Here is a 16,700-nt window from a genome sequence, read left to right on the forward strand (position 1 = left end):
AACAGGTAATGGGTCAAGCAACGGATCGTGTGGGCAGTTCGCTGCGGCTGGGCAAGCCTTCCATATCGCCACGACTCTGCACGGCGCGGCTGCCGATCCAGTTACCGCGCTGCACCGCCTCGGGAAAGCTTGAGTTTTCCAGCAGGGCGCTGATCATGCCCACGGCAAAACCATCGCCGGCGCCGACGGTGTCCACCACTGCTTCCACCTTGACGGCAGCGACAAAGCCCTGGTCCATGTGGGTGCGGTAATAGGCGCCGTCGGGGCCGAGCTTGATCGCCACGGCTTCTGCGCCCTGGTCGAGGTAGAACGCGGCGATGTCGGCAGGGTCGTCGAAGCCGGTGAGCAGGCGACCCTCACTCAGGCCGGGCAATACCCAGTCGGCCAGGCCGGCGAGGGCGTTGATGTCGCGGATCATCTGCGCCTGGCTGGCCCATAGGGAGGGACGCAGGTTCGGGTCGAAGGACACGCTGCGTCCGGCCTTGCGCATCTGCGTCATCAGCTCGAAGGACAGTTCACGGGTGGCATCCGACAATGCCGGTGGAATCCCGGTGGCGTGCAGATGACGGGCTTGAAGCAGCGCGGGGCTGATATCGGCGATGGACAAATGACTGGCCGCCGAGCCTCTGCGGAAGTACTCGACCTGGGGATCTGCGCCGGCTTCTTCACGGGACTTGAGCTGAAAACCAGTGGGGTGCAGTGGATCGACCGCAACATGACGGCAATCGAGCCCCTCCTTGCTCAGCGTCTCGACCACAAAACGCCCGAGAGAGTCGTTACCCACCCGGCTCAACCAGGCGACGTTGAACCCCAGGCGCGACAAACCAATGGCGACATTGCTGTCGGCGCCGGCAATGCGCTTGTGGAACTGCCCGACCTGGGCCAGGTCGCCGGTCTGCTCGGCGACAAACATCGCCATGGTTTCACCAAACGACAGGATATCGATCTCAGACATGGGCATTCTCCACACGGGGTTGGCCAAGGTGGGCGAGGGTGGCGACCTGCTGCGCGGTGACCTCGATCAAGTCATCGCCCTGCAATGGAAATTCCACCGCCCGGGTAATACCTTGAGTCATGTGCTTGAGCAGTTGTTCCCATAGATGCAGGTCGGTGGCGCCGGGCGGCAAGGCCACCAGCTTACCGTCCGGGCGACGGGCCACGGCCTTGCAGTGCAGGTAATCCACATGCCGGCCCAGCAGGCGTGCGGCGGTGAGCGCGGATTGGTCCTGCCACTGCCAGTTGCCGATGTCGAAAGTCATCTTCACCGGCAGGCCCAGGCGTTCGACTTCGGTGAAAAACCGCTGCATCGGTTCAATGCGCCCGCCGTGCAGGGTCTGGTCGTTTTCCACCAGCAGCTTGACCGGGTGGCGATTGAGCAGGGCGTGCAGGCTTTCCAGGTCGTTGGTGTCGGTGAAGTAACCGAGGGAGACTTTCAGCCAGCCCGACCCGAACGCCTGGGCGCGGTCCAGGGTTGCAGCGAGTTCGGCATTGGGCTGGGCCCGGCCGGCGACCCAGAGTTCCAGGGGCGACGAAAACACGCTGTAAAGGCCCTGCTCGGCGGCGGCCTGGGCCAAAGTGGCGGGGTGTTCGTTGGTCAGCAATTCTTCACGCCATTCGATGCGTTGGGCGCCGGCTGCGCTGAGCAGCGCGACAAAACTCAATTGGCCCTGCTGGCGCACAAGCTCGGCGCCGTAGCTGGAAAGACTGATGGAGACGGGGTATTTATGCATTGTTGTTTACCTCTGAAACCGGTTTCATTTTCATGTGCAGAACAAATGTGGGAGGGGGCTTGCTCCCGAGAGCAGTGGGTCAGCTAAAGATAAGCTGACGGGCATACCGCCATCGGGAGCAATCCCCCTCCCACAGGGAGCTGGGTGGAGCCGCGAACAATCAGCTCGGGCAAGAAATCCAGGGTGCGGGCTGGTGCCGTGTCGCCGCGCAGGCGCTTGAGCAAGCAGTCGAAAGCGCTGGCGCCAATTGCCTGCGTCGGCTGGGCGAGGGCGGTGATGCCGGTTCCCACCAGCGGGTACCAGTCCAGGTCATCCAGGGCGATCAGACCGACCTCGCCGAACAGCTCGCAGCCCAACGCCTTGAGCGCACGTGTGCAGGCCAGCGCAGCAACACCGTTGGCGCAAAAAAGCGCCTTGGGGCCGGGCTTGGCCAAAAAGGTCTGCAGGCGGCTTTCCAGTTCGTCATCCAATTCAACCACGGCACCGGTCAAGCCTGGGCGCCGGGCAATCTCGGCCTTGAAACTCTCCAGGCGCTCCAACCGTGAGCTGGTGCCATCGGTGGTCTCGCTCACCAGCAGCACATCGCGGTAGCCCTGCTGTTCAAGATGTTCCACCGCGATACGCACCGCCGCCGGGTTATCCAGGCCCACCAGGTCACTGTGCAAGGGCTCGACCTTGCGGTCGACCAGCACCAGGGGCATTTCCCGTTGCAGTTCCAATAGCTGGTCGAGGTGGTGGCCTAGGGTGTTCACGATCAGCCCTTCGATATTGTACGAACGCAGCGCCGCCAGGTGCTGGCGCTCCTGCTCGTCATCGCGGTCGGTGTTACACACCACCAGGCTGTAGCCGTGCTGGCGGCAGGCGGTTTCGACGCCGTGCATAACGGCAATGGAATAGGGGTTACGGATATCGGCCACCAGCATACCGATCAGGCGCGTGCGTCCGCGCTTGAGGCCGCGGGCCATCTGGTTGGGACGGTAACCGAGTTCATCAATGGCCTGCTCGATACGCAGGGCAATGGCATCGGAGAGCAGGGCGCGGTCATCGCCGATGAAGCGCGACACGCTGGCCTTGGACACTCCGGCGCGTTCGGCAACGTCAAGCATGGTCACGCGGCTGCGCTGGGCGGCGGAAAATGGAGTCACGGTAGAGCCTTTCTTATTGGAATTGGGAGTGCTGATGAAACCGGTTTCAGGGAACACCAACTATAGGAGTGCGTCAAGTTAATCTTCGGTTTTCAGGCGAACCTGCACGCTGGCGCAGCCGACGAATGGCACGTTCCACCTGTTAATTCTGACAGTATCCAGAAAGATGCGATTGGCGTTTACTTTTCCACAGCGTGACTAGGAATAGAGGTTTGGGTTGCGTGCCATAGGCAGAGGAAAGAGCATGTCCATTTCAAAACCGACTCAAATGCATGGAGCATACAGTGGAGACGTTCTCGCGCTGGAGCCCATGGACATCCCCGGCGTCGATCCGCTCGACCCCAGAGGTCTGGTTCCGGTTTCGCTAATGCTCGCACCCCTACTGGTCAGGATACCTATGTGGCTCCCTGCACCCGAGCCGCTGGACACACCTCACAGGGTGCAGCTTTTATGGCTGCGTGACGGTACCGAAAGGCAGGCCGACCTGAAGCTCATCGATGCTCCGCCACCCCCGCTGCCTGCGTATGTAGAAATGCACGTGCCGTTGAGCATGCTCAGAGAGCGCTCAGGTCCTGTAGAACTGTTCTATCGAGTGATCGACTCGGAGGGGCAACCCAGCGAGCTTGACCCGAAGGTCACCTTAACCATTGATATGGAATCGCCGGAACTGCTCCGGCCAGATGACCAACTCAGTTTCGTGAACCCACCCACCACAGGTGTCGACGAAACCTATCTGGCAAACAACGATCCGGTACGCTTCAATCTTCCGCCTTTCCGGGGGCGCGATGACAATGATCGTATTGAGCTTTTTCTATCCAATAGTCCGAACCCGGCTGCCGCCGCCCCAGATGGCGAATATATACTGGTAAGCGCCTCAGCCCCCCTGGTCGTCGAGTTGGCAGCTGCCGCCTTTCTTCGCCTGAACAATGGACCGGCCTATATCTTTTATCAGGTGTTCGACGAGGTGGGTAACTTCAGTACACGTAGTGCTGGTTTACCGTTTGTCGTGGATCTGATAACACGCCCGGTTGTACCTCTACCAGCACCCGCCATCAAGCCGCCGGCCTACGACGACAATCTCATCAAGCGCGACGACGCGCGGGCTGGGGTGGTGGTGCTGATTGACCCGTATGCCAATTGGGCCGACGGTGATCACGTCCGGGTATTTTGGGACGAGCGACCTGTCGATGATGTGCCGGTGCTGGATGGCGTCGTGACAGAGGTTTCGGTTCCATGGTTGGTCATGCGCGGGCCAGCACCCGACTTGGTGGCAGAGGAGATCCGGGTACGTTATGAGATCATCCGAGGCCTGGCGGCATACCCTTCATATGTTCGGCGTATCCGACAGGACTTCAGGGTTGCCGGGCAAGACCATACAGGCGCCCCCGCGTTGCTTAACCCTGATTTACCCTTGGCCGAGGTGCGCGGCCTGGTGTCAGATGAGACCAATGTGGTCGATCATCGAGATCAGGATGTCGGGGCGCGTGCCCGCGTGTTTCTTTATGAGGATCCACAGCCAGGCCAGCTACTGCGGTTTTTTTGGAATGGCATCGGACCGGTGGCGACCAAGACAGTACAAGTCGGGGAAGTCGCAGGCCAGTTGGTATTTTCCAGTGTTATTCCGTGGGCCGTCATGGAGGGCATCATCGATTCGGCGTTGCCGGTGTATTACATCACCGATAATGGGGTGAATCAGCAACAGTCGGGAAATACATATGTCGATGTCAATACGGGACCGCTGATCAGCTATCCGACGCCGCTGATACAACATACGCTTATTGGTGGAACCAACACATATCTTACATGCTGTTCATCCCCGCAAATATTCATGGGTGTCACTTGGAAAGTGGTGTCCCATGGTGACTTTGAGCTGGGCGATGAAGTTCGGTTTTTTACCCATGGCTATAACAATAATGGTTGGGATGAGCCAGTGGTGGACGCAAGCAGGTTTAATGAAGTCAAGAAATTCGAAACGCCAACCGATTTGGTGCATGGGCTGGACTTTATTGTAAGTCCGTTCGATCCGGTCGTGTATTCGTTACGCCATGTCAGCACTGCCCAAGCTTGGTATGAGGTGTGGCGCGGCAGGTACAAAATTGGTGAGTCGACACTCCGGCGCTTCAGGGTTGACCTGGCATACCCCGCAGGCGGGTATTGCGAGGCCGGCGATATCATCAGTTGTACAAGTGACGGCGTGCCTACGCTGGTAGAGAAAAAGTGATTACATGAGTGCAGGGCGAAACGTCCGAAATATGTCGGGCACCCGATGCTTCTGCTAAGGAAATGGTAGTGCTAACTGAATAGGGTTAAACGAACAGTTTTTGCTGTTGTTCGTCACCCATAGTGTGGCTATTGGAGATCAATGATGAACAAGAAAACGCGTAACTATTTTGCCAATTTAAAATCGGCTGTTAACCCGTCGTCAGTCGTTTCGTCACAGTTGGAAGCCCCAGAAGTTGATTTTATTCCGGGGTTTCCAGGTTTGATTTATCGGGAGCAGGCGCTGTCCGAAGAACTGGAGCTGCGAATACCGCGATGGGAAGACTATAGTGTAGATAACTCAAGTCAGGACTTAGTAAGAGTGTTTATAAAGCCGGTAGATGCTGCTGAGTATGGCGAGCGGTTCATAGAGTTCACTGCCTTTTTCGATGCGGCATTACCACAAAGCTATGCAACGACGAACATCGCCCGAGGCAGGCGCCCGCCGGGTCACTGGGATATCAAGTACGATGTGTTTATCCAACGTACAGGTAACACCAGCGAATCGGCCGAAATGCGCTTGATTGTTGATACAGAAGCGCCGTACTCATTATCTCCAAATCGTCCACCAGCGCCTATCCTACCGGCAGGCTTGACACTGCCAATTGAAGAAGCTGATTTTCCGCCACCTCCCAATGATCGGTTGTTTTTTTCAATTCCGGATTATGTCGACCGTGCGCCGGGTGACATGATGCGGCTTTATTATGGCGAGTCCGATGATCCCTATCTACCTGATCCTTCCTCTACCAACGTGTTTTGGCCCGTGACGGACTTGAGGTTTCCATTGCCTAAGAGTGTCGTCCAGGCAGGGCCGGACGCCTTCAACCCGCTTCAGTATGAGTTACTGGACGCCTCGCTCAATATCAGCCGGCTTTCCTCCTCATTGCGGCTGGATGTGGCCCTGCTACCTGCCCCGGCTAATCTGAAGCAGCCCTTGATCGGCAGGGCGTTCCCGGGTGATAACCGCTTCGATCGGGCCGACGCGTCCATTGACCAGGGAATGATTGTCAGAATTCCCGCTTACGACAATCCTCAGCGGGGAAATGACGGTGATGTCTTTGACGTCACGCTGTCGACCAGCATCGCTACTGAAACCATTGAAGGCACTTCATTGGGCGGTACGAGTTTTCCAGTGCCCATTGCTGTTCCATTCCATATTTTGCAAAGGCTCTATGGTGCGTCGACAGGTGATTTACAGTTGACGATCACTTACGTCGTCAAGCGTCGATCCGTAACCTATCCGCCTGCGCCGGCGACAATCATCAATTTGAATCTATACGTGGTCGGGCCGACCCCTACCGATCCTCCGGACCTGACGAATACCAACTTGAATCCGATCGTGGTCAAGGGGGTAGATGCCAGCGGTGTAGAGGGTGCAGACAACGAGCTCTTGCCGGAACACGCCAATCGGCCGGCCAATGCCCATCTCACATTGTGGGATGAGAGCCCGACCCCTGATACCGAGGACTTTTTCATCCGGCTCTGGTACGAAGGAGAGCTCGCCGCCACCCGGCAGATTACGGGCGGGGTTGCCGACCAGCCGGTCACCCCGCCGCTGCAGATTCCATGGGCGCTGATCGCCAAGCATGGTAATGCACCGCCTCTGAAACAGGTGCATTACACAATCGATACGGGGCTAGGTACGAATCGGCAGGAGTCGCCGGTGACCTCGGTGGACGTACAGGCCAATGTCCTGGCCCTTTCGATGCCCGAGGTGCGTAATCTGGAGATGGCTGGCGGCCCTCCAGGTGTGATCAACTGTAATACCATCAGGCCTTTGAATGCGGACGGGAATATCACTGTATTTATTCCGCCGTCGGACTTGTTTGAGCCGACCATGGTGGTCCGGGTGAACTGGCAAGGCTACAGTGATGACGCAGGTACGACTCCAGTGCCTGCATCCGTAGGGTTCAAGGACTCCCCCCCGTTGACCGGCCCGATGATCGCGCTGGGGTTTGAGGTGATCCTGGAATCTTTCTCCACTCTCATGAAGACGATTCAGCCACACTTAGGCGTACGGCTCATGGGGTCGGCAAGGATCAACTACACCATTCAATTGCCAACGGGGCCTCTAACATCGAGTGACGCCTTGCATCGGTCACGCTCGGTCAAGTCCGGAGCTTCTCCCGCCTACTGTGACAACACCCCGGTACCCCCGGCCCCTTGAGCCCAAACAGCCAGGGAGCAGCCACGCTGCTCCTTGGATTCACATGCATTCACACCCTCCGTGTCGACATTGAAACTGACGTCTTGAGATTAATCCTACATAAATAGGGAACAGCTCTGGGTAATTTTAGCCCCGCTTTGATTGGCATGGTTCCACGCTTTTAGGTACCGGCCAGTTTCTTCAATCGGGAATGCCAAACCCAGAGGGTGGTCTGATGTCGTCAATATTCAATTTTAAACTCAACCCGTTAAGCCTTGCCTTGAAGGCCAACGCGGTTTCTTTAGTGGTGCTTATGTCGAGTGTGGCCGAGGCCCGAGTGGTTACCGGCCCGAATGAAACGGTTCGGCCTGGCCCAGCACCTGACAGTTTCGAACTGAGGGCCGGCTCAGGCCTCACCGTGGAAGGTGCCACAACCAAACAAATCCGTGCACAGTCTGCGACCTTGACCATTAATCCGGGCAGCAAAACCCAAGACATCACGGCATTCAATTCGAACGTGGATATCAATGGCGCCCAGATCACTGCGCGAGCTACACAGCCGGCAGCACTGTTAATGAGTGGTGGGGCACTGTCGTTGAAAAACAGCACACTCACCCACAGCAATGGCACCGGCTTGGTCGTTTCTCGTCCGATAGGCAGTGACGAGGGGGCGATTGCCGCAGTGTTCAACAGCAGCATCACAGGCACCACGCGTGGCGTCAGTGTGGGTGGCAACAGCGCGTTGGCACTCTATCAATCCGACGTTGCAGGCACGGGCGAAAATGGCGTGGGCCTTTACCTGTTCGGCCAAGCCATCGCAATCGATAGCTCGATTACCGGTGCGCTCAATGGCGTGCGCATGGATATGGACCGCAGCCCTGAGGTGCCAGCTGCATTGATACTTGATGGCTCCTACGTAGAAGGGAAAACAGGCGCAGCCATTCTGGTCGAAAGCTCCAAGGCGGGTACGCCGGCCAATGCAAGTATCGATGTGCGCAACGGTTCGATCCTAAGAGGGGGCAACGGCAATATCCTCGAAGTCACCGGCGGCTCCTTCGCCAACATGAACGTCGACAGCAGTGAGTTGTTCGGTGACGTGGTAGTCGAAGAAGGCAGCACCGCCAAGCTGCAGCTCAACAACGGTTCCTGGCTGACCGGCCAGTTGAAAAACGTCGCCGAGTTGAGCGTGAACAACGCCTCCCATTGGGTGCTGGTGGGTGACAGCGAAGTCGGCGACCTGAAAATGGCCGGCGGCAGTGTGCATTTTGGTGGGGCCGATGAGTTCTACCAATTGGATGTCGACAGCCTGTCGGGCGATGGCACCTTTGTGATGCACACCGACTTTGCCAGCGGCCAGACCGACTTGCTCAATGTCAATGGTGTTGCCGAAGGCAACCATAGCCTGCTGCTGGAGGCCACGGGGTCGGAGCTGGTGACGGCCGAGCCTATCCGTGTGGTGCACACCGAGGGCGGTGATGCCAAGTTCGCACTGGTCGGCGAAACGGTTGACGTCGGTGCCTACAGCTACGGGCTCAAGCAGGAAGACACCGACTGGTACCTGGACCCCAACCGTCGCGGCACCAGTAACAGCACCAAGGCCGTGATGGCGTTGTTCAACACCTCACCGACGGTGTTGTACGGCGAGATGACCTTGTTGCGTACCCGCATGGGTGAGCTGCGCTTCAGCCAAGGCAACAACGAAGGCTTCTGGATGCGTGGCTACGGCAATAAGTACGAGGTCAGTGGCAACCAGGACGGCGGTGGCTACACGCAAAACCAACGTGGTTTCACCCTCGGTATCGATACACCGCTGTACGGTGGCGATGGGCAATGGGTGGCCGGTGTGATGGCCGGCCACAGTACATCTGACATCGACCTTGATCGTTCTGGCAGCGGCCAGGTCGACAGCTACTACGTCGGTGGTTACGCCACCTGGCTCGATGACGAGAGCGGCTTGTATTTCGACGGTGTGGTCAAGCTCAACCGCTTGCATAACGAAGTCAATGTGAGCATGAGCGACGGCAAGCGCGCCAAGGGCAACTACACCCAGAACGCCGTGGGCGCTTCGGTGGAGGTCGGGCGGCATATCACCCTGGACGACGACTTCTTCGTCGAACCCTACGGGCAACTCAGCGCGACGATCACCCAGGCCCAGAGTTATGACCTGGACAACGGCCTGCATGCCAAAGGCGACCGTTCGGCCTCGGTAGTGGGCAAGGCCGGCGTCACGGTGGGCAAGAGTATCCAGTTGGACAGCGGCGGTGTATTGCAACCTTACTTGCGTACGGCACTGGCCCATGAGTTCAACCACAACAACAAAGTCACGGTAAACGGCGAGACGTTCAACAATGATGTGTTCGGCTCTCGCATCGAAATGGCCGGCGGCGTTGCAATGTCGGTGTCCAGGAATGTCAAGCTGCATGCTGATGTCGAGCATACGCGTGGCAAGACTGTCGACCAGCCGTGGGGTGTCAACTTCGGTGTGCGTTACGACTTTTAATGCATCCATCCACCTGAACAGGGGAAGCTTCGGCTTCCCCTTTTTCGTCTTCAAATCAGCACACCCAGCCAGGCTGACCCCAGCAAGAGCAGGGCCATGCCACGGTTGAAACGTTGCATTGCCTTGGGGGAACGTAATATTCGACTCGATCCGGCACCCAATAAAGCCCAAGTGCTCAGACAGGATAAAGAGATCAGCAAAAATATCAGGGACAGATACACCACTTGGTTCGGGCGCTGCGCATCATGGCTGGCAAATACGCTGACTACCGCCAGCGCCATCATCCAGGTCTTGGGGTTGATCAATTGCAGGGCCGCGGCGCCAAAAGGGCCCAGTGGCTTGTGCGTAGCATCCGCCTGGATAGCGTGGGGCGCAGCGTTGAAAATCTGCCAGGCCAGGTAACTCAGCCAGGCTACACCCACCCACTGCATCGCAGTTTGGACCTTGGGCATCTGCACCAATGAATGGCCCACCCCTGAACCCACCAGCAGCACCATTCCCGCCGCGCCGACACACGCTCCCAAAATAATCGGCAACGTGGCCTTGAAGCCATAACGGGCACTGTTGCTCAGTACCAGAATATTGGTCGGGCCAGGGGTGATTGAGGAGACAAAGGCAAATAGCATGAAAGGTACGAACGTGGACAACATGGCGGGGAACTCCGTTGGAACAGGCGATGGCGTCGATCATCACAAGCCTGTCGCCTATTTGTCTGGAAGATTTGAGCAGCGCTTGCGATAGGTCGCCGGGGTCAGCCCGTAGGCGCGCACAAACCAACGGCCCAAGTGGCTTTGATCGGCGAAGCCCAGGGCTATTGCCACCGCTGCCGGCTGCTCGCCCTTGGCCAATAAATGGCGGGCGCGGGCCAGGCGCAGTTGCACCAGGTAGGCGTGGGGTGGCAGGCCGAAGGCGCTCTTGAAGGCTCGGCTCAGGCGAAAGCGATCGACACCGCACGCCAGGGCCAACTCGTCCATGCCCATATCCTGATGCAGGTGGGCGTGCAGGTAGTCCCGTGCCTTGTGCGCCACCAGCGGCAAGCGTGGGTCGTCACGGTAGCGCATGCGCCAATAGAGCTGGCCGGTCAGGCGTTCCAGCAACTGGTCCAGGGCACTTTGCCGTACGATCCGCGGTTCGCCGTGGTGCAAGCTGTGAAATGCCTGGCTGGTGGCCAGGGCCAGGCGTGGGTCGTTGGCCAGGGTACTGGCAAAACTCAGTTGGTGGTCGGCAGGCGCTTCCTCGAATACGCTGCAGATCTCCCGTTCCAGCCAATGCGGGTCGAGGTAGAGCATGCGGTAAGTGAAGCCATCAACAGTAGGCGCATGGCCATCGTGGATCTCACCAGGCTCCAGCAGAAACACCTGGCCTGGCACGCTGTCATGCCGCGTGCGCCGGCAGTTGAATTGCTGCACGCCTTGTTCGGTGACGCCCACCAGGTAGCTGTCGTGCCAATGGGGGTCGTAGGCATGGCCCTCGAAATGCGCGCGCAGGGTCTCGATGCCGGTGTCGGCGTCCTGGGACAGGTCAATCCAATTGTGCGCGGGCATACAACACCGAGGCTGAATGTAGTGTGTGCAATTGGCGCCGACAACGGGGAGGGCGTCTAGAAGATTTGTGCAGTCTAGCCAAACAAACCGGCGGCGATGTTGATCGAAAAGCCCAGAATGGCCGTGTTGAACAGAAAACCGATCAACGACTGCCCCAGCACCACCTTGCGCAGGCTACGGGTAGCCACGCCCACATCCGAGGTCTGCACGGCCACGCCGATGGTGAAGGAGAAATACAGGAAATCCCAGTAATTGGGGGTGAGCAAGCCTTCGGCAAAGCGCAGTGCCGGCTCCTTGCCCTGCCAGGTGTAATAGAGCCTGGCGTAGTGCACGCTGAAAATCACCCCGATCAGCAGCCATGAGCCGATCACCGTCAACCCGGTAAAACCGTAGTGCAACAAGCGCTCGGAGCTGGCCAGGTCTTTGCTGCCCACCAGTTCGAAGGTGATGGTGGCCAGGCTGGCGATGGCGGCTATGCACACCATGAACAGCACCAGGCCGGCGTTCTCGTCTTCGATCTCGGCGATGCGCTTGACGTCCTCGGCCTTGGCGCGAACGGTGAGCCACAGCATCAGTACCAGGTAAGTCCAGACCCCGGCGTTCCAGCCGATGAGGATTTTGCTCGCGAGGCTGTCAGCCGGCGCCAGGATGCCCACGGCGAGGCCCAATACGGCTGCGGATGAGAGGCGAGGGTGAGTGCGGGCGAGGAAGGGCATGGTTGGTCACAGCTGACGATAGTTAAGCAGACTGTACCTGATCCTGTGGGAGGGGGCTTGCTCCTGATTGCGGTGTATCAGTGCCAAATTGGCTGACTGACACACCGTAATCGGGAGCAAGCCCCCTCCCACATTTTTAATTGTGCTTGACTGAATTAATCTGTTTTGTGTCGCTTGCGCACCAGCTTCATGACCACCACAAAAAACACCGGCACAAACACCACCGCCAACGTCGCAGTGATCATCCCGCCAATCACCCCCGTACCAATCGCCTGTTGGCTCGCCGAGCTGGCCCCGGTGGCAATCGCCAGCGGCACCACGCCGAGGATAAACGCCAGCGAGGTCATGATGATCGGCCGCAGCCGCAGCCGTGCGGCCTTCAAGGTGGCTTCGATCAAGTCTTCGCCCTGGTCATACAGGTCCTTGGCGAACTCGATGATCAGGATCGCGTTCTTCGCCGACAGGCCGATGATGGTGATCAGGCCGACCTTGAAGAACACATCGTTGGGCATGCCACGCAAGGACACGGCCAGGACCGCACCCAGCACACCCAGGGGCACCACCAGCAACACCGAGGTGGGGATCGACCAGCTTTCATACAGCGCGGCCAGGCACAGGAACACGATCAGCAGCGACAGCACCAGCAGCAACGGTGCCTGGGAACCGGACAGGCGTTCCTGCAAGGACAAGCCGGTCCATTCCTGGCCCAGTCCCGCAGGCAACTGGCTGACCAGGCGCTGGATTTCCTCCATGGCCTCGCCGGTGCTGTGCCCCGGTGCCGCTTCACCGCTGATGGCGATGGCCGGGTAGCCGTTGTAACGGGTCAACTGTGTCGGGCCTTGGGTCCACTTGGCTTCGACAAAGGCCGACAGCGGCACCATCTTGCCGGCGTTGTTGCGCACGTTGATCTTCATCAGGTCGGCGACCTGGCTGCGCTGGTCGCCTTCGGCCTGCACCACCACGCGCTGCATGCGGCCCTGGTTGGGGAAGTCATTGATATACGCCGAACCAATTGCCGAGGAGAGCACATTGCCGACGTCGGCAAACGAAACACCCAGGGCATTGGCCTGCTTGCGGTCGACTTCCAGCTGCACTTGCGGCGCTTCGGCCAGGGCGCTTTCGCGCACGTTGGCCAGGATCGGGCTTTTCGCCGCCGCGTCCAGCAATTCGGTGCGCGCAGCCATCAATCCTGCATGGCCGACGCCACCGCGATCCTGCAAGCGGAACTCGAACCCACTGGAGGTGCCGAGGCCGTCCACCGGCGGTGGCAGGACCGCATAGGCAATCGCATCCTTGAGTTCGCTGAAGGCCATATTGGCGCGGTCGGCAATCGACGCCGCCGAGTCATCGCCGCCGCGTTCCGACCAGTCTTTGAGCGTGGTGAACGCCAGCGCCGCGTTCTGCCCGGCGCCGGAGAAGCTGAAGCCCATGATCATGGTGGTATCGCCCACCCCCGGCTCCCCGGCGTTATGCGCCTCGATCTGCTCGGCCACCTGCACCGTCCGGTTCTTGCTGGCCCCTGGCGGCAACTGGATATCGGTGATGGTGTAGCCCTGGTCTTCCACTGGCAGGAACGAGGAGGGCAGGCGGCTGAACAGCAGCCCCATGCCCACCAGCAATACCAGGTAGATCAGCAGGTAGCGGCCGCTGCGCTTGAGGGCATAGGCCACCCAACCTTCATAGCGATTGGTGAGTTGGTCAAAGCGTTTGTTGAACCAGCCGAAGAAACCGCCCTTGGCGTGGTGCTCGCCCTTGGCAATCGGTTTAAGCAAGGTGGCGCACAGGGCCGGGGTCAAGGTCAGGGCCAGGAACGCCGAGAACAGGATCGAGGTGGCCATCGACAACGAGAACTGCTGGTAGATCACCCCCACGGAACCTGGCATGAACGCCATCGGCAGGAACACCGCGACCAGCACCAGGGTGATACCGATGATGGCGCCAGTGATCTGGCCCATGGCTTTTTTCGTCGCGTCCTTGGGCGACAGGCCCTCGGTGGCCATGATGCGCTCGACGTTTTCCACCACCACGATGGCATCGTCCACCAGGATGCCGATGGCCAGCACCATGCCGAACATGGTCAATACGTTGATCGAGAAACCCAGCAGCAGCATGGTGGCAAAGGTGCCCATCAGCGCAATCGGCACCACCAGGGTAGGGATCAAGGTGTAGCGCACGTTCTGCAGGAACAGGAACATCACCGCAAACACCAGCGCCATGGCCTCAAGCAGGGTGTAGACCACCTTGGTGATCGAAACCTTGACGAACGGCGAGGTGTCGTAGGGGATCTTGTATTCCACATTGGCCGGGAAATAGCGCGACAGTTCGTCCATCTTTGCCCGCACCAGAGTTGCGGTGCTCAGCGCGTTGGCGCCCGGCGACAATTGCACGCTGACGGCGGTGGAGGGCTTGCCGTTCAGGCGTGTGGAGAACTGGTATTCCTGGCTGCCGACTTCGACCCGCGCCACATCGCCGATGCGCACGGTCGAGCCGTCGGGGTTGGCCTTGAGCACGATGTCGGCGAACTCCGCCGGGGTCGACAATTGGCCCTTGACCAGGATCGCCGCGGTGATTTCCTGAGTATTGGTGCCCGGCAAGTCGCCGATGCTGCCCGCCGAGACCTGGGCGTTCTGCGCACTGATCGCGGCGCTGACGTCAGCCGGCGTGAGATTGAAACCGATCAGCTTCTGCGGGTCGATCCAGATGCGCATCGCGCGTTCGGCGCCATACAATTGGGCCTTGCCGACGCCGTCCAGGCGCTTGAGTTCGTTCATCACGTTGCGCGCCAGGTAATCGCTGAGCGCCACGTCATCAAGCTTGCCGTCGTTGGAGGTCAAGGTCACCAGCAGCAGGAAGCCGGCGGAGACTTTTTCCACCTGCAAACCTTGCTGGGTCACGGCTTGCGGCAGGCGCGGCTCGACCACCTTGAGGCGGTTCTGCACATCCACCTGGGCCATTTCCGGGTCGGTGCCCGGCTGGAAGGTCGCGGTGATCGTCGCCGAACCCAGGCTGCTCTGGGATTCGAAATACAGCAGGTGATCGGCACCGTTGAGCTCTTGCTCGATCAGGCTGACCACGCTTTCATCCAGGGTCTGGGCCGAGGCACCTGGGTACACCGCGTAGATTTCCACCTTCGGTGGCGCGACGTTGGGGTACTGGGCTACCGGCAACTGCGGGATCGCCAGGAAGCCCGCCAGCAGGATGAACAGGGCCACCACCCAGGCAAAAATCGGGCGGTCAATAAAGAACTGCGGCATGACGGGTTATTCCTTTACGAGCGGGCTGTCGTCCACTTCAACTTTTTCACCGGGGCGCGCGTGTTGCAGGCCCTCGACGATGATGCGGTCGCCGGGCTTGAGGCCGCTGGTGACGATCCAGCGATCCTCGATCACCGCCCCCAATTCCACCGGTTGCTGGCTGACGGTCTGCTCGGCGTCCAGCAGCAGCACCATCGGGATGCCGGCACTGTCACGGGTGATGGCGCGTTGCGGCACACTGATGCCTTGCTTGTCCACGGCCTGCTCCAGGCGCACCCGGACGAAGCTGCCGGGCAACAGGTCGAGGTTCGGGTTGGGGAACTCGCTGCGCAGTGTGATCTGCCCGGTGCCCGGGTCGACGCTGATCTCGGCGAACAGCAATTTGCCCGGCAACGGGTACAGGCTGCCGTCGTCCTCGATCAGGGTGGCCTTGGCCTGGTCTTGGCCGACCTGCGTCAAGCTGCCGGCACGAAAGGCGCGGCGCAGGTCATTCAACTCGCGGGTGGACTGGGTGAGGTCGGCGTGGATCGGGTCCAGTTGCTGGATGATCGCCAGCGGCGTGGCTTCGTTCTGGCCGACCAGCGCGCCTTCGGTGACCAGGGCGCGACCGATGCGCCCGGAAATCGGCGCAGTCACGGTGGCATAGCCCAGGTTCAACTTGGCACGCTCGACGGCGGCCTTGTTGGCGGCGATTTCGGCGTTGGCCTGGCGCAAGGCGGCGCGGGCGTTGTCGTATTCCTGGCCGCTGATGGCATTGCCTTCGACCAACTGGCTGTAGCGCCGCTCCTGCAAGCGTGCCTGGAAGGCATTGGCCTCGGCCTTGCTCAGGTTGGCCTGGGCGCTGTCCAGGTCAGCCTTGAACGGCGCCGGGTCAATACGGAACAGCACGTCGCCCTGTTTCACATCGCGCCCTTCGTTGAACACCCGCTGCATGACCACGCCGGCGACCCGGGCGCGCACTTCGGCAATCCGTGGCGCGGCGATACGCCCGCTCAGTTCGTTGGTGATGGACAGGGGCTTGGCCTGCAGGGTTTCGATGCGCACTTTGGCCAGGGGCATTTGTGGCGCCTCGTCTGCAGACTGACCACACGCGCCCAGCGCCAGCGTGAGGACCAACAGGCAAAACGGCGCAAATAGATTCTTCGACATGCTCTTATCCCAATATTGACTGGCGCATCCTAAGGACACCTGCGCCGTGGTGCTGTGAAGCTGTGTAGGTCGTGTGTGAAGAAGTGTAAGGTACGGCGCGCGTGGCGTCGGCGGCGTATATCCTTGCACAACCTTGCTTACAATGAAGATCAAATGTGGGAGGGGCGGTGCGACGATTCGACTTGCTCCCGATGGCGGTGGGTCAGTTGCACAAGGGTTGACTGATCCACCGCTATCGGGAGCAAGCCCCCTCCCAC

The 16,700-nt window shown here is 59.6% G+C and carries 11 protein-coding genes; 3 read left to right on the plus strand and 8 right to left on the minus strand.

The window, feature by feature from the left end; all coding sequences use genetic code 11:
• Positions 1 to 13: 13 nt before the first annotated feature.
• The 3 genes from QYQ93_RS13270 to QYQ93_RS13280 all read right to left on the minus strand — a co-directional run bounded on the left by QYQ93_RS13270 (position 14) and on the right by QYQ93_RS13280 (position 2,875).
• A complete protein-coding gene (locus QYQ93_RS13270) occupies positions 14 to 955 on the minus strand; it encodes a sugar kinase (RefSeq protein ID WP_043050718.1) in 942 nt (313 codons plus the stop codon).
• On the minus strand, positions 948 to 1,730 hold the full coding sequence (locus QYQ93_RS13275) for a sugar phosphate isomerase/epimerase family protein (protein ID WP_043050719.1): 783 nt from the start codon (positions 1,728 to 1,730) through the stop codon (positions 948 to 950). Before QYQ93_RS13275 ends, QYQ93_RS13270 begins: the two co-directional genes overlap by 8 nt.
• A gap of 83 nt (positions 1,731 to 1,813) precedes the next feature.
• Positions 1,814 to 2,875: a LacI family DNA-binding transcriptional regulator gene (locus QYQ93_RS13280; RefSeq protein WP_338477159.1), complete on the minus strand. Its 1,062-nt coding sequence runs from the start codon at positions 2,873 to 2,875 to the stop codon at positions 1,814 to 1,816.
• A 244-nt stretch (positions 2,876 to 3,119) separates the two neighbouring features.
• Between QYQ93_RS13280 and QYQ93_RS13285 the strand changes: the two genes are divergently transcribed.
• From QYQ93_RS13285 to QYQ93_RS13295, 3 genes are all read left to right on the plus strand, one after another.
• Positions 3,120 to 5,096 (plus strand): hypothetical protein, encoded by a 1,977-nt coding sequence (locus QYQ93_RS13285; protein WP_043050720.1) that lies wholly within the window; start codon positions 3,120 to 3,122, stop codon positions 5,094 to 5,096.
• A 144-nt stretch (positions 5,097 to 5,240) separates the two neighbouring features.
• Entirely contained in the window at positions 5,241 to 7,301 is a 2,061-nt protein-coding gene (locus QYQ93_RS13290; RefSeq protein ID WP_338477160.1) for a hypothetical protein, read from the plus strand.
• A gap of 214 nt (positions 7,302 to 7,515) precedes the next feature.
• Positions 7,516 to 9,780 (plus strand): autotransporter outer membrane beta-barrel domain-containing protein, encoded by a 2,265-nt coding sequence (locus QYQ93_RS13295; RefSeq protein WP_043050722.1) that lies wholly within the window; start codon positions 7,516 to 7,518, stop codon positions 9,778 to 9,780.
• 50 nt (positions 9,781 to 9,830) lie between these two features.
• On the opposite strand, the gene QYQ93_RS13300 is transcribed toward QYQ93_RS13295, so the two are convergent.
• From QYQ93_RS13300 to QYQ93_RS13320, 5 genes are all read right to left on the minus strand, one after another.
• Entirely contained in the window at positions 9,831 to 10,430 is a 600-nt protein-coding gene (locus QYQ93_RS13300; RefSeq protein WP_043050723.1) for a LysE family translocator, read from the minus strand.
• A 54-nt stretch (positions 10,431 to 10,484) separates the two neighbouring features.
• Positions 10,485 to 11,324, minus strand: coding sequence for an AraC family transcriptional regulator (locus tag QYQ93_RS13305; protein WP_043050724.1), 840 nt, complete (start codon positions 11,322 to 11,324; stop codon positions 10,485 to 10,487).
• A gap of 74 nt (positions 11,325 to 11,398) precedes the next feature.
• Positions 11,399 to 12,040, minus strand: coding sequence for a DUF1345 domain-containing protein (locus QYQ93_RS13310; protein WP_043050725.1), 642 nt, complete (start codon positions 12,038 to 12,040; stop codon positions 11,399 to 11,401).
• Positions 12,041 to 12,195: 155 nt separating this feature from the next.
• Positions 12,196 to 15,294 (minus strand): efflux RND transporter permease subunit, encoded by a 3,099-nt coding sequence (locus QYQ93_RS13315; RefSeq protein ID WP_338477161.1) that lies wholly within the window; start codon positions 15,292 to 15,294, stop codon positions 12,196 to 12,198.
• A gap of 6 nt (positions 15,295 to 15,300) precedes the next feature.
• Positions 15,301 to 16,443, minus strand: coding sequence for an efflux RND transporter periplasmic adaptor subunit (locus QYQ93_RS13320; protein ID WP_338477162.1), 1,143 nt, complete (start codon positions 16,441 to 16,443; stop codon positions 15,301 to 15,303).
• Between the last annotated feature and the right edge of the window lie 257 nt (positions 16,444 to 16,700).

This window comes from Pseudomonas khavaziana, from assembly GCF_036704165.1.
Taxonomy (GTDB): domain Bacteria; phylum Pseudomonadota; class Gammaproteobacteria; order Pseudomonadales; family Pseudomonadaceae; genus Aquipseudomonas; species Aquipseudomonas khavaziana.

Excerpts from the sequence above, each read along its gene's own strand:
- QYQ93_RS13285 (WP_043050720.1), top strand. The coding sequence starts at position 3,120 with ATGTCCATTTCAAAACCGACTCAAATGCATGGAGCATACAGTGGAGAC.
- QYQ93_RS13300 (WP_043050723.1), bottom strand. The coding sequence starts at position 10,430 with ATGTTGTCCACGTTCGTACCTTTCATGCTATTTGCCTTTGTCTCCTCA.
- QYQ93_RS13295 (WP_043050722.1), top strand. The coding sequence starts at position 7,516 with ATGTCGTCAATATTCAATTTTAAACTCAACCCGTTAAGCCTTGCCTTG.
- QYQ93_RS13315 (WP_338477161.1), bottom strand. The coding sequence starts at position 15,294 with ATGCCGCAGTTCTTTATTGACCGCCCGATTTTTGCCTGGGTGGTGGCC.
- QYQ93_RS13275 (WP_043050719.1), bottom strand. The coding sequence starts at position 1,730 with ATGCATAAATACCCCGTCTCCATCAGTCTTTCCAGCTACGGCGCCGAG.
- QYQ93_RS13310 (WP_043050725.1), bottom strand. The coding sequence starts at position 12,040 with ATGCCCTTCCTCGCCCGCACTCACCCTCGCCTCTCATCCGCAGCCGTA.
- QYQ93_RS13320 (WP_338477162.1), bottom strand. The coding sequence starts at position 16,443 with ATGTCGAAGAATCTATTTGCGCCGTTTTGCCTGTTGGTCCTCACGCTG.
- QYQ93_RS13290 (WP_338477160.1), top strand. The coding sequence starts at position 5,241 with ATGAACAAGAAAACGCGTAACTATTTTGCCAATTTAAAATCGGCTGTT.
- QYQ93_RS13305 (WP_043050724.1), bottom strand. The coding sequence starts at position 11,324 with ATGCCCGCGCACAATTGGATTGACCTGTCCCAGGACGCCGACACCGGC.
- QYQ93_RS13270 (WP_043050718.1), bottom strand. The coding sequence starts at position 955 with ATGTCTGAGATCGATATCCTGTCGTTTGGTGAAACCATGGCGATGTTT.